The following is a 14,168-nucleotide window of genomic DNA, read 5'->3' on the forward strand; positions in this document are numbered from 1 at the left end:
TATAAGAGACAGCGAGCCCGCAGCGAAGTCGGTCACCGCGAAGGTCCGCACGGTCGCCGAGCTGCCGGCGTGGGCGCGGAACGCGCGCCAAGCGCCCCGCCCGGATGCGGCGCCGACCCCCGCGGCCGAGCCCGCTCCCGATGCGCCGAAGCGGCCCGCCTGGCTCGACGAGGCCGCGGCCCGCGCCAAGGCCGAGCGGGAGCGCTGACGCCGCGGCGACTGTGGCGCGCGCACATCCTGTCGTCCGACCGTTCGCCGACGACCTGTCTACGACCCACAAGGTGTTTATCGAGCGCTTGTGGTCGTCCTACGGTTGAGGCGATCGCCCGTGTCCACCGACGGACCGGCATCCGACCATCCCCAGCCAGTGAGAGGCAGACATGGCAGACACCTCTGTTCGCCCGCAGGCGTCCGACGCAGAGCCCACCCACGAGGTCGCGCCCTCCGACGCCCCCCGGATCGACATCCCCCTCGTCACCGACAAGCTGCTCGGCACCTGGGGCGACATCCGTCGCACCGCCCGCGAGATGCTCAAGGACTCCGCGTTCTGGCGCATTGACGGGCAGACGCACCACGAGCACCGCGAGCGCGTGTACAGCCAGCTCGGGCTGCTCGTGCAGCACAACGCGATCGGCCGCGCGTTCCCCGTCGAGTACGGCGGAGAGAACAACAACGGCGGCAACCTGGCGAGCTTCGAGGAACTCGTGCTCGCCGACCCCAGCCTGCAGATCAAGGCCGGCGTCCAGTGGGGCCTGTTCACGTCGGCGATCTACCAGCTCGGCACCAAGAAGCACTGGGACAAGTGGCTGAAGGCCGCGATCGAGCTCGAGATCCCCGGCGCCTTCGCGATGACCGAGACGGGCCACGGATCGGATGTCGCCGCGATCGGCACGACCGCGACGTACGCCCCCGAGACCGAGGAGTTCGTCATCCACACGCCGTTCCGCGGCGCCTGGAAGGACTACCTCGGCAACGCCGCCGTTCACGGCACCGCCGCGACCGTGTTCGCGCAGCTCATCACGGGCGGCGTCAACTACGGCGTCCACTGCTTCTTCGTGCCGATCCGCGACGAGAACGGCGAGTTCCTGCCGGGCGTCGGCGGCGAGGACGATGGCGTCAAGGGCGGCCTGAACGGCATCGACAACGGGCGCCTTCACTTCACCGAGGTGCGCGTCCCCCGCGAGAACCTGCTCAACCGCTACGGCGACGTCGCCGCCGACGGCACCTACTCCAGCCCGATCGCGAGCCCCGGCCGCCGCTTCTTCACGATGCTCGGTGCGCTCGTGCAGGGCCGCGTCTCGCTCGACGGCGCCGCCACGACGGCATCCGCGCTCGCGCTGAACATCGCCGTGACGTACGGAAACCAGCGGCGCCAGTTCGCCGGCGCATCCGGTGCCGAGACGGTGCTGCTCGACTACGGCAAGCACCAGCGCCGCCTGATCCCGCGGCTCGCGACGACCTACGCGCAGACGTTCGCCCACGACGAGCTGCTGCGCAAGTTCGACGCCGTCTTCGGCGGGACGAACGACACAGAGGAGAGCCGCGAGGACCTCGAGACGCTCGCCGCCGCGCTGAAGTCGCTGTCGACGTGGCACGCGCTCGACACGGTGCAGGAGGCGCGCGAGGCGTGCGGCGGATCCGGCTTCCTCGCCGAGAACCGCCTCGTCGGCCTGCGCTCCGACCTCGACGTCTACGTCACGTTCGAGGGCGACAACAACGTGCTGCTGCAGCTCGTCGGCAAGCGGCTGCTCGGCGACTACGCCAAGCAGTTCAAGGGCAAGGACTCGAAGGAGATCGCCGCCTTCGTCGTCGGCCAGACCGCGGGCAAGGTCTTCCACGGCGCCGGACTCCGCCAGCTGGGCCAGGCCGTCGCCGACCTCGGCCAGGTCGCGCGCTCGGTCGAGCTCGGGCTGCGGGCGAAGGACCAGCACGAGCTGCTCACCGACCGCGTGCAGCAGATGGTCGCGGATGTCGCCGGGCGCCTGCGCGCCGCGACGAAGCTCAGCCCCGACGCCGCGGCCGCGCTGTTCAACGAGAACCAGGTAGAGCTGCTCGAGGCCGCGCGCGCTCACGCTGAGCTGCTGCAGTGGGAGGCGTTCACCGACGCCGTCGCATCCGTCGAGGACGCGGGCACCAAGCAGGTGCTCGGCTGGCTGCGCGACCTGTTCGGGCTCGGCCTGCTCGAGAAGCACCTGTCGTGGTACCTGATGCACGGCCGCCTCTCGAACCAGCGCGCGATCGCCGTCGGCCGCTACATCGACCGGCTCTGCCTGCGCCTGCGCCCGCACGCGCAGGACCTCGTCGACGCGTTCGGCTTCGCCCCCGAGCACGTGCGCGCGCCCATCGCGTCGGGTGCCGAGAAGGAGCGCCAGGATGAGGCCGCCGCGTACTACGCCGACCTCGCCGCGAGCGGCACGGCGCCCGCCAAGGAGAAGAAGCCCTCCACGCGCTGAGCGCATCGCCGAACGGGACCGGGATCGACGATCCCGGTCCCGTTCGCGTGCGGGGCGGGCTCCCGCTCTCCACAAGGGCGCGCAGGTACGGCCGATTAGGATAGCCGCCAGGATCCGAGGGGGTGAGGCGATGGGCGCCATGGCGTGGCTGCGCGTGCGCCCCCGCACGCTCGTCGGCGCGTCCGTGGTCAGCATCGCCGCGCTCGGGATCGCCACGATGGCCGTCGCCTACGAGGGCAACCCGACAACCGAGCTCGACCTCCACGATGGGTCCGTCTGGATCACCAAGGCGGAGGCCGGGCTGATCGGCCACTTCAACGCCGAGTCCCAGGTGCTCGACGGTCAGCTCGGCGCGCCGACGGCCGACTACGAGGTGCTGCAGGACGGCGACACCGTGCTCGTCCACGACTCGGGCGACGACACGATCGGCCGCATCGACACCGCGTCGGTCTCGATGCGCGACAGCGTGACGGTGCCGGATGACGCGGTCGTCGACTACGCCGCGCAGACCGTGGCCATCCTCGATCGCGCGAAGGGCTCCCTGTACGTCGTGCCGCTCGCGGGGCTTCCGTCCTTCGCCGTCGGCGAGACGAAGCCCACGCTCGACAAGCTCGGCGAGGGCGCGGTCGTCACCGTCGGCCGCGACGGCACGGTGTTCGCGGCCTCCGCGGAGAAGGGCACCGTCCACACGATTCCCGTCAAGCCCGAGGGCGACGTGGACAAAGAGGCCATCGTGCAGCAGCAGGTCGAGGGCCTCGACGAGACCGCCGAGCTGTCGATCACCTCGGTCGGCGACAAGCCGGCGCTCCTCGACGCGACGGCGGGAGTCGTTCACCTTCCCGGCCAGCCCGCATTCGCGCTCGACGAGCCCGAGGACGCCCGCCTCGCCCTGGATGCCGCCGACGGCGACGCGGTGCTCGTCGCCACGCGCACCGAGCTGCTGAGCATCCCGCTCGACGGATCGGAGCCGGCGGCGACCCCCTCGGGTGGCCTGTCGGGGCGCCCCGCCGAGCCGGTGTGGCTGAGCGGCTGCGCCTACAGCGCCTGGATGGACTCGGGCCGCTTCGTCCGCGACTGCCACGGGGCTGGCGACCTTACCTCGGCGATCGACGAGTACAAAACCGAGGGCGAGCTGCGTTTCCGCGTGAACCGCGACGTCGTCATGCTGAACAACGTCTTCAGCGGCGCCGCCTGGCTCGCGAGCGACGTGCTGCAGAAGGTCGACAACTGGGACGACCTCACGCCCCCGAAGGGCGAGGGCGTGGAGAACCCCGACCCGACGACGGTCGAGGTGCCGAACCCGTCCCCGCCCGACCGCGGGATCGAGAACCATGCGCCGAAGCCGAACCCCGACCGGTTCGGCGCGCGCGCGGGCGCGTCGACCATCCTGCCCGTGCTGAGCGGCTACGGCCCCGAGGGTGCGGGTGCGGACAGCGATCCCGACGGCGACGTGCTCGTCGTCTCGCTTCCGGACGCGCCGCCCGCTGGTACCCAGATCCAGGCGATCAACGACGGCACGGCCCTGCAGATCACGCTGGACGAGGGCACGACCACGGTCCCGACCTTCCGGTATCAGGTGAGCGACGGACGTCTCGGCGGCGTCGCCGAGTCGACGGTGACGATCGATGTGCGTCCCGAGGATGCGAACGAGCCGCCCGTGCAGCTGCGGCAGCTCGCCGTGCCGGTGTCCGCCGACAGCTCGGTCACCTACAACGTGCTGTCCGAGTGGATCGATCCGGATGGCGACGACGTCTACCTCGAGGCCGTCGCCGCGCCGGAGGGCGATGAGGTCGAGTTCACCGCGGACGGCCGCGTGACGTACCGGCCCACGGCCGGGGTGCAGGGCCTGACCGAGATCAACGTCACGGTGTCGGACGGCCGCGCGGCGATGACGGGGACGTTCAGCGTCGAGGTCCGCCCGCCCGGTCCGACCCCGCCGCTCGCGACCGCCGACCACCTCGTTGTGCGCCCCGGCCAGCAGGGGACGGTCAGCCCGCTCGCCAACGACCTGAGCTCCAGCGAGGAGCCGATCGAGCTGACCCAGGTGGCGCAGGTCGAGGACGCGACGATCGTGCCCGACCTCGTGGACGACACGTTCACGTTCCAGGCGAGCCGCGTGGGCACCTACTACGTCGACTACCTCGTCGCCGCGGCGGGCGCCCCTCCCGCCGAGGGCCTGGTGCGCGTGGACGTCGTCGAGCCGACGGGAGAGAGCGCGCCGCCGGTCGCGGTGCGCGACGTGGCGCTGCTTCCGCCCGGCGGGGATGCGCTCGTCAACGTGCTCGGCAACGACTCCGATCCGGCGGGCGGCGTCCTCGTTGTGCAGGGCGTCGAGGTCGACCCGGCAAGCGGAATCGCGGTGTCGGTGATCGGGCACGAGACCCTCCGTGTCGCCGACGCGGGGCTCTCCGGCGAGGGCGGACAGGTCAGCATCCGCTACACGATCTCGAACGGCGTCGACACCGCCACGGGCGAGGTCATGGTGCTCGCGCTGCCGAAGGAGACGAAGGCGAAGCCGCCGGTCCTCAACGACGACAGTGCCGTCGTGCGCGTCGGCGACGTCGTGACGATCCCGGTGCTCGAGAACGACTACGACCCGAACGACGACGAGTTCGCGCTGGATCCCGAGCTCGTGAAGGATCCCGAGGCAGGCAGCGCCTTCGTCTCCGGCGATATGGTGCGCTACCGGGCGAGCGATCAACCGGGCACGGTGCACGTGACGTATGCGGCGGAGGACTCTCGGGGCGAGCGGGGCACGGCCGAGATCGCGATCGACGTCAAGCCGATGGACGCCGAGAACAACAACGCCCCGCGGCCGCTCGACATCGAGGCCCGCACGCTCGACGGCGCCGAGGCGACGATCGAGGTCCCACTCGACGCGATCGACCCCGACGGCGACTCGGTCGAGCTCGTAGGGCTCGCCTCGGCGGCGAAACAGGGCGTCGCCACGCCGGGCGCGACGTCGATCGCGTACAAGGCCCACGCGGGCGCGGCGGGGCTCGACACCTTCACGTACACCGTGCGCGACACGCAGGGCGCGGAGGCGACCGGTACGGTGCGGATCGGGATCGCGGGGAAGGCGGCCCAGAATCAGGCGCCGTTCGCCGTGCGCGACAACCTCACGATGAGGCCCGGCCGTGTTGTGGCCGCGCCCGTGCTGGAGAACGACTCCGACCCGGACGGGGAAAACGTCGGGCTCATTCAAGGCGACGGCGGCCTGATCCTGGGGGAGGATCCGCAGGTCGAGGCGGAGGTGGACGGTAAGTACGTGATCGTCACCGCGCCGGAGGAGGAGCTCGAGACGTCGCTGCAGTACGTGGTGACCGACGAGCAGGGCGCCCGCTCGCTCGGCGTGCTGCAGATCACCGTTGACGAGGACGCCCCGCCGGTGCCGCCCCGCGCGAACGACGACCGCATCCGCCCGGAGGAGATCGAGTCCGGGAGCGCAACCATCTCCGTGACAGCGAACGACGTCGACCCGGATGGCACGAAGGACGTGCTCGTGCCGCAGATCGTCGATCCCGATGCCGGCGTCGTCGTCGACCCGGACGGCACGGCGACGGTGGAGATCCGCGCGGAGCGTCGTCTCGTCGAGTACACGGTGACCGACGAGGACGACCAGGTCGGGCGCGCCTTCATCCACGTGCCGGGCGAGGAGGACCTCCGGCCCGCGATCAAGCCGGAGGTCGAGCCGGCGCGGGTGCAGAGCGGCGAGACGATCGAGCTTCCGCTCGAGACCTACGTGCGGACGACGGATGGCGCGCCCGTGCGCATCACCGAGGCCGAGAAGGTCAGCGCGGCGCACAGCGACGGCTCGTCGCTCGTGGTCGACGAGTACACGCTGAGGTACACCTCGGCCGACAGATACTCCGGCACCGACGCCGTCACGTTCGAGGTGACGGACGGGTCGGGCCCGGACGACCCGAACGGGCGCACGGCGATGCTGTCGATCCCGATCATGGTCACGCCGGCCGACAACGAGGCCCCCGAGATGCAGGGTGCGGCGGTGACGGTCGGCGCCGGCGATCCCGAGCCCGCGACGATCGACCTCGCGGGGCTCGCCACCGACATCGACCAGGATCCGGTGAGCTTCGAGGTGGCCGAGCAGCCCGAGGGCATCACCGCCGAGATCGTCAACGACACGACGCTGCGGGTCACCGCGGATGCGGGGCTGAAGGGCACGGTTGCGAACGTCGTGATCCTCGCCGACGACGGCCAGCCGAACCCGAACGATCCGGATCCCGTCACCGCCGACATCGAGGTGACCGTCACGGCGTCGACCCGGCCACTGCCGGTGGCCACCGACGACACGGTTGCCGAGTGGAACGCGGGGCAGAGGCTGACCGTGCCCGTGCTCGAGAACGACGTGAACCCGTTCGACGGAGAGGCGCCGCTCGAGGTCGTCGGCGCCCAGCTCGAGACAGGCGCCCCCGAGGACGCCGAGGTCACGTTCGATGCCGACAGCGTGTCGATCACCCCGGCGGGCGACTTCCACGGCCGGCTCGTCGTGCGCTATCGGATCCAGGACAGCACGCAGGATGTGGATCGCGTCGCGGACGCCAGGGTGACCGTCACGGTGCGAGGAGAACCCGATGCGCCCGGCGTGCCGAGCGCCACGAACGTGCAGAGCCGGGAGGCGACCCTCCGCTGGCGACCGCCGGCCGACAACGGCGCGGCGATCACCGAGTACCGCGTCACCACGGTGAAGGGCGGCACAAAGAGCTGGACCTGCCCCGAGACGACGTGCACCCTCACCGGGCTGACGAACAACGTGACCTACGCGTTCACGGTCACCGCCGTCAACGAGGTGGGCGAGTCGAAGCCGTCTCCCGTCAGCGGCGACGTGCGCCCGGATGTGCGCCCGAACATGCCCGCGGCTCCGCAGCTGCCGAAGTTCCGCGACAGCGGGCTGCTCGCGACGTGGGAGGCCCCCAAGACCGAGGGGTCGGCGATCACCAAGTACGACCTGCGGATCGAGCCGACGCCGCCGAACGGAATCGACACCCGCACGGTCGCGGCCGGCACGACGCAGCTGTGGTGGGACGGGCTGCTCAACGGCCAGGCGTACAGCGTGAGCGTCCGCGCCCACAACCTGGCGCCGAAGCCGTCGGACTGGAGCCCCGCCTCCACGCGGAACACTCCCGCCAAGCCGCCCGCGGCTCCCGCGGCCCCCGCGGCGACGCGGCAGTCGTCGGTCGGCGCCACCGCGGGCGGCGTCGAGGTGACCTGGAACGCGGTCACCGGCGAGCCGGCCGGCGGCGACGAGGTCGACGCGTACCAGGTGCAGATCCTCAAGGGCGGCGCCCAGTACGGCGAGCTCCACAGCACGTCGGCGACCCGCTTCGTCGTGACGCTGCCGACCGATCGGGCGGAGTACACGTTCCGCGTCATGGCGAAGAACAAGGCCGGCTGGAGCGGATGGAGCGAGCCGAGCGCCTCGCTGCGGCAGTTCACCTCTCCGGGAGCGCCGGGAACCCCGACCGTCACGGAGGGTGACCGGCAGATCCAGGCGTCGTGGGCCCCCGCCACGGCCGAGGGTGTCGACGCGAGCGAGATCAGGTACCAGTACAGCGTCAACGGCGGCGCATGGCAGGAGGCCGCCGGCACCTCGGCGACGATCGTCGGGCTGCAGAACGGCGCGGAGTACCGTGTCGCCGCACGGGCGTACGCGGTGGCGGACGGCACCCAGTCGGCTCCGGGGCCGGCGTCGGCGCAGTCGGCCGCGGCGAGCCCCTACGGTCCGCCGCACGCCCCGTCGGCGAACGCCGTGCTCAGCCAGAACGGCACGCACGTGACCTGCTCGTGGGATGCGAGCGGGTCGGCGAACGGGCGCCCGGTCGCGGTCCAGGCACGGTTCTTCGACGGCGCGGGATGGCAGGACGTGCCGGTGAGCGGCTCGCGCACATGCGCCGACGGCTACAACAAGACCGGCCAGGTCGAGGTCCGCGCCACCGCGAACCCCGGCGGCACGGCGAGCGCGATCTCGCCCCAGGTCAGGACCGTCGACGAGCCCAAGCCCGCGACCGCGCAGACGCTGCAGGGCGCGGACAACGGCGCCAAGCACGCGCGGGAGTGCCGCTACGACAACTGCGAGTTCGTGGGCGTGAAGGTGCAGAACTTCCCCGAGGGCAACTACCGTCTGGAATGCCACACCGGCACGAAGAGCAACCCCGGCGGTCAGTTCGGCGGCACCGAGACCCACCACCTGAGCAGCAACGACACCGCGTGGATGAACTGCTTCTACGACGCGAACCTGCCCCAGAAGAACGTGGTGATTCACATCGTCGGATGGGGCTACGCGGATCACGCCGTGTGGCGCAACGGCTGCTGCTGATGAGAGGACATTCCCCGAGATGACGATGACCCCCGAGCAGGCGGCATGGTTCCAGGGCACCTTCCACCGCCTCGTCGACAACGTCGACAAGGCGGTGCTCGGCAAGCGCGAGGTCGTGAGCCTTGTGCTCGCGGCGATGCTCGCCGAGGGGCACGTGCTGCTCGAGGACGCCCCCGGCACCGGCAAGACCAGCCTCGCGAAGGCGCTCGCCGCGACCGTGCAGGGAACCTCGAACCGCATCCAGTTCACCCCCGATCTGCTGCCGAGCGACGTGACGGGAGTGACGATCTACGACCAGCAGTCGCACACGTTCGAGTTCCACCGCGGCCCGGTGTTCGCGTCGATCGTGCTGGCGGACGAGATCAACCGCGCGTCCCCGAAGACGCAGTCGGCGCTGCTCGAGGTGATGGAGGAATCCCGCGTCACGGTCGACGGCACGCCGCACGAGGTGGGCCGGCCGTTCCTCGTCATCGCGACCCAGAACCCCATCGAGCAGGCGGGCACCTACAAGCTGCCGGAAGCGCAGCTCGACCGGTTCCTGATCAAGACGTCGATCGGCTACCCGACCGTCGAGGTGACCGAGCGGATCCTCGCCGGCTCGGCCAATCGCAACCCGTCGGCAAGCCTCAGCGCGATCATCACGACCAGCGCGGTGTCCGACATGGCCGACCTCGCCGCCACGGCGCACGTCGAGCCGGCCGTGCTCCGCTACGCCGCGGAGCTCGCCGAGGAGACCCGCGTCGACAAGGATGCGCGCATCGGCGTCTCGGTGCGCGGCGCGATCGCCCTCGTCCGCCTCGCCAAGGTGTGGGCCGCCGCGCAGGGGCGTCACTACGTCATCCCCGACGACCTGAAGGCACTCGCCGAGCCCGTCTGGGCGCACCGCCTCGTGATGGATCCCGAGGCGGAGTTCGTGGGAACCACGCCCGAGGCCGTGATCTCCCGCGTGCTCGACAAGGTCGCCGCGCCGCAGACGCGCACTGCAGCCTGAGCCGCCGAGCCGACGCCACCGTATGACGACCGCACCCCACGCCGCTCCCGACGAGGCCGCCGCGTCCGCGGCGACAGCGCACGCCGACGCCGCCGCGCAGGCGAGCTGGCGCGAGGTGGCGGCGTACCTGTGGGGCCGCGGCCTCGCCGGCGTGCGGCGGGTCGTAGGTGTCGTGCGCCCGACCGGCTGGGTGCTCATCGGCACCGCGGCGGTGCTCTGGATCGTCGGGCTGCGGTTCGGCTGGCGCGAGGTCACCGTCGCGGCCGTGGTCGTGACGGCCGTGCTCATCCTGTGCCTGCTGTTCCTCATCGGGCGCACCACCTACGACGTCAGCCTCGATCTGACCCGCACCCGGGTTGTGGTCGGTGAACGCGCGGTCGGTGCCCTCACCCTCGCGAACTCGGGGCAGCGGGCGATCCTTCCCTCGCGGGTTGTGCTGCCCGTCGGCCCGGGACGCGGGGTGTTCGGGATCAGGCACCTCACGCCGGGAGAGGCCGTCGAGGAGCTGTTCGCCATCCCGACGACGCGCCGCGCCGTGCTGCCGGTCGGCCCGGTCAGCATCGTCCGCGGCGACCCGCTCGGGCTGTTCGAGCGGGTCGACAGCCGCGACGAGCCGGTCGACCTCTACGTGCACCCGCGCACCGTCCGCTTCGACGGCCAGTCGCTCGGCTTCGTGCGCGACCTCGAGGGGATGACCTCGCGCGAGCTGACGCGCGACGACATCGCGTTCCACGCGCTGTCGGAGTATCAGCCGGGCGACGACCTGCGTCACGTCCACTGGCGATCCACCGCCCGCACCGGGACGCTCATGGTGCGCACCTACGAGCAGACCCGTCGTTCGCACTTCGTCATGGGGCTGTCGAGCCACCCCGCCGAGTATGCGGACCCGGATGAGTTCGAGCTCGCGGTCTCGGCGATCGGATCGCTGGGCCTGCGTGCGCTGCGGGATTCGTACCGCGTGGATGTGCGCACGCAGAGCGGACGACTGCGCAGCGACACCCAGAAGCACCTCCTCGACGCGCTCGCGGGCGTGGAGCACACCCGCCCGCGCGAGGGCGGCGCCGCCGCGCTCGCGGGGGCCGTGGCCGCCGCGGCTCCCGCCGCGAGCATCGTCGTGCTCGCCTGCGGCAGTCGTGTCACCGCCGCCGAGCTGCAGGCCGCCGTGTCACGGATGCCCCTCGGCTCGCGCGCCCTCGTTGTCGTCGCGGCGCGAGGTGAGGAGCCTGGCCGCCGCCGCATCGGGGAGGCGGATGTCATCACGATCGGCGCGCTGGAGCACCTTGCGCCGTCGCTGAGGCGGGTGCTGGGATGACCGCGCTGCAGGATGGACCCGTGCTCGCACCGCCCGCGGGCAGCCAGGCGGCCGCCCCGTCGCGCCGGCAGGCGCGCGCCGCCGCGTCGGCCGCGCCGCGCGAGCCGCGCCGCTGGGCACTCGACCTCGGCGCGGTGGCGCTGCTGCTGCTCGTGCCGGTCATCGGCTTCTGGCCCACGTTCGACGGGCCGCTTGCGCTGCTTCCCGGCCTCGGCGGACTGATCCTCGGGCTCGGAATCGCCGCGCTCGGCACGCTGCAGCGGTGGGGCGTGCTGCTGCTTGCGGCGGCGACCGTCGTCGCGTACTTCGTGTTCGGCGGGCTCTTCGCGCTTCCGCACACGGCGCTGGCGGGCGTGGTGCCGACCGGGGAGACCCTGCGCGGCCTCGCGCTCGGCGTCGTGACGTCGTGGAAGTCGCTGCTGACCACCGTCGCCCCCGTCGCCGCCGAGGACGGCCACCTGGTCGTGCCGTACCTGATGCTGCTCGTCTTCGCGGTGGTCACGGGGAGCCTCGCGCTGCGAGTGCGGCAGCCCGCCTGGGCGCTGCTTCCGGCGGTCGCCTGCCTGGCGCTGCAGATCGCGCTCGGCACCTCCGAGCCGGCCGCCCCGGTCGTGCAGGGGATCCTGCTCGCCGTCGTGGCGATCGTGTGGCTGACGGTCAGGGCGGCCTGGGCTCCGGCGCGCAGCGCCGTCGCCCTCTCCTCGGGCACGCAGCCCATCGAGGACCGCCGGCATCTTGTGCGCCGGGTCGCATCCGCGGCCGGCGTGCTCGCGGTCGCCGCGGCGGTCGGCGGGGCCTCGACCCTGCTCGCCCCACCGCACGAGGTGCGGTACGTCATCCGCGACGTGATCATCCCGCCCTTCGACATCCGGCAGTACCCGAGCCCGATGCAGGACTTCCGGATCTACGTGAAGGACTTCTCCGACACGCCCCTGTTCACCGTGACGGGGCTCCCGGCGGGCGCCAGGGTGCGCCTCGGGACCATGGACGCGTACTCGGGCGTCGTGTACAACGTCTCCGACTCGTCGAGCGCGTTCACGCCGCTGCGCTCGAACATGGCCGGCGACGTCGAGGGGACCCCCGCCGACGTGCGGGTCGAGATCGGCGAGTACGGGGATGTCTGGCTGCCGGATGCGGGATACGTGGACGCGCTCGAGTTCGAGGGTGAGCGCGCCGAAGCCCTCCGCCGCGCGACCTATTACAACCCCGCCACGGGCACCGGGGTCGTGCGCACCGGGCTGAGGTCGGGCGACGCGTACACGTTCCGCACCGTCGTGCCCCCGCGGCCCTCGGACGCCGACCTCGCCGCCGATCGCTTCGCGGCCGTGGATCTTCCCCGGCCCGTGGCCGTGCCCGAGCGGCTGCGCGAGATCGCCGCCGACGCCATCTCGAAGCAGAAGGCGACGACGCCGTTCGCGAAGGTGGAGGCCCTGCGCACCCACCTCATGGAGTCGGGGTACTTCAGCCACGGACTCAAGGACGAGCAGTACTCGCTGTCGGGACACGGGTCGGCCCGCCTGTCGACGATGGCCACGGCCGAGCAGATGGTCGGCGACGACGAGCAGTACGCGGCGCTGCTGGCGCTTATGGCGCGTGAGGTCGGCATCCCCGCCCGCGTCGTGATGGGCTTCCACGCGGAGGACGCCTCGGGCAGCGAACTCGTCGCCACCGGCGGCAACCTGCACGCCTGGGTGGAGGTCGCCTTCGAGGACGCGGGCTGGGTCGCCTTCGACACCACGCCCGACGAGGACAAGGAGCCGAAGGACCAGACGACGCAGCCGAAGGCCGACCCCCAGCCGATGCCGCTGCAGCCGCCGCCTCCGCCGAACGAGGACGCCGACGAGCCGCCGCTGGTGACGGACGACCGCAAGGCGGAGGAGGAGTCCGAGCCGACGCCCGGCTACCTCGGCCTCGTGCTCGCTGTCGGCGGGATCAGCCTCGGCACGATCGCCCTTCTGCTCGCGCCGTTCGTGATCATCGGCGGCATCAAGGCCTCGCGGCGCCGCAAGCGCCGGGAGGCGCCGGTGCCGGCCGACCGGATCAGCGGCGGCTGGGATGAGCTGATGGATCGGGCGGTCGACTACGGACGCGGCGTGCCGGTGGGAGCCACGCGCTACGAGCAGTCGGCGCAGCTCGTCGCGATCCTGGACGAGCCGCGCGTGCAGAGCCTCGCCGTCCGCGCCGACGCCGGTGTGTTCGGCCCCGGCGAGCCCACGCAGGAGGAGATCGACGCGTTCTGGGCCGAGGTGGACGGCGTCGTCGTCGGGATGAGCAAGCGCGCGTCGGTGTGGAAGCGCCTGCGGGCGCGCGTGAACCTGCGCTCCCTGACGCAGAGCTCGCGGCTCGCGACCGGGGTGCGTTCGCTGCGGACCCGGATCGCGTCAGCCGCGGGGGAGAGCCGGCGATGACCCGGATGCGCAGCGGCCGCAGGGGGTTCTTCTCCCCACCCGCTGGGGAGGCCCGAGGCCGCCCGGGATGGGACGATAAGGCCGCGGGGCCTGTGATGAACGACGCTCGCCGCAGGCGCGCCGAGGCGATGGCGCTGAAGGAGGAGGGCTGACATGACGACACCGAACCCCTACGCGACGCCCGGCTCCGGGGCGTACCCGCCGCCCCCGGGTGCGACCCCCGGGTACCCCGCTCCGGCCGGGCCCACACCGATGCCGGGCTCGCCGGCCGCTCTGGGGCGGCGGGTCGCCGCGTTCGCCATCGACACGGCGATCGTCGTCGCCGGCCTCGCGGTGTGGATGCTCATCGGCTCTCTCCTCGCCGAGGCGCTGGGAACGTTCCTCGTCGCCCTCGTCTTCGGTGTCATCGCGTGGCTGCTCGGCTTCGCGTGGTGGGTCGTCTACAGCGCGATGCAGGGCGGCCACGGCTCCATCGGCATGCGGCTGATGAAGCTGCAGCTCGTGCGCATCGACGGCGGCGCGCCCCTGGGCTTCGGGCGGGCGCTGCTGCGCAACCTGATCTGGGGCGCGGCGGCGGCGATCGTCGTCGGATACTTCTCGGTTCTGTTCGACCGCAGCGGCCGCAACCAGGGCTGGCACGACAAGGTCGCCCAGGCGTTCATGCGTGACG

At 71.9% G+C, this 14,168-nt stretch carries 6 protein-coding genes and 1 pseudogene; all 7 read left to right on the forward strand.

Annotation, left to right across the window (positions count from 1 at the left end):
* Positions 1-208: pseudogene (locus IR155_RS14580) on the forward strand (hypothetical protein); the annotation flags it as partial.
* Between the two features lie 172 nt (positions 209-380).
* Positions 381-2,453, forward strand: a complete 2,073-nt coding sequence (locus IR155_RS14585) for an acyl-CoA dehydrogenase family protein (RefSeq protein WP_135115529.1) — start codon at positions 381-383, stop codon at positions 2,451-2,453.
* Positions 2,454-2,583: 130 nt separating this feature from the next.
* A complete protein-coding gene (locus IR155_RS14590) occupies positions 2,584-8,787 on the forward strand; it encodes an Ig-like domain-containing protein (RefSeq protein WP_135115530.1) in 6,204 nt (2,067 codons plus the stop codon).
* A 19-nt stretch (positions 8,788-8,806) separates the two neighbouring features.
* Positions 8,807-9,778 (forward strand): AAA family ATPase, encoded by a 972-nt coding sequence (locus tag IR155_RS14595; protein ID WP_135115531.1) that lies wholly within the window; start codon positions 8,807-8,809, stop codon positions 9,776-9,778.
* Positions 9,779-9,800: 22 nt separating this feature from the next.
* Positions 9,801-11,090 carry a DUF58 domain-containing protein gene (locus tag IR155_RS14600; RefSeq protein ID WP_135115532.1) on the forward strand — a complete coding sequence of 430 codons (1,290 nt, stop codon included), beginning with the start codon at positions 9,801-9,803 and terminating at the stop codon, positions 11,088-11,090.
* Positions 11,087-13,498, forward strand: coding sequence for a transglutaminase-like domain-containing protein (locus IR155_RS14605; protein ID WP_135115533.1), 2,412 nt, complete (start codon positions 11,087-11,089; stop codon positions 13,496-13,498). Before IR155_RS14600 ends, IR155_RS14605 begins: the two co-directional genes overlap by 4 nt.
* 153 nt (positions 13,499-13,651) lie before the next feature.
* Positions 13,652-14,168, forward strand: a 517-nt coding sequence (locus IR155_RS14610) for an RDD family protein (protein ID WP_194210351.1), incomplete at its 3' end; no start/stop codon positions are given.

Origin of the sequence: Microbacterium paludicola, assembly GCF_015235415.1 — a bacterium.
Lineage (GTDB): Bacteria > Actinomycetota > Actinomycetes > Actinomycetales > Microbacteriaceae > Microbacterium > Microbacterium paludicola.

Excerpts from the sequence above, each read along its gene's own strand:
- IR155_RS14585 (WP_135115529.1), top strand. The coding sequence starts at position 381 with ATGGCAGACACCTCTGTTCGCCCGCAGGCGTCCGACGCAGAGCCCACC.
- IR155_RS14590 (WP_135115530.1), top strand. The coding sequence starts at position 2,584 with ATGGGCGCCATGGCGTGGCTGCGCGTGCGCCCCCGCACGCTCGTCGGC.
- IR155_RS14595 (WP_135115531.1), top strand. The coding sequence starts at position 8,807 with ATGACGATGACCCCCGAGCAGGCGGCATGGTTCCAGGGCACCTTCCAC.
- IR155_RS14600 (WP_135115532.1), top strand. The coding sequence starts at position 9,801 with ATGACGACCGCACCCCACGCCGCTCCCGACGAGGCCGCCGCGTCCGCG.
- IR155_RS14605 (WP_135115533.1), top strand. The coding sequence starts at position 11,087 with ATGACCGCGCTGCAGGATGGACCCGTGCTCGCACCGCCCGCGGGCAGC.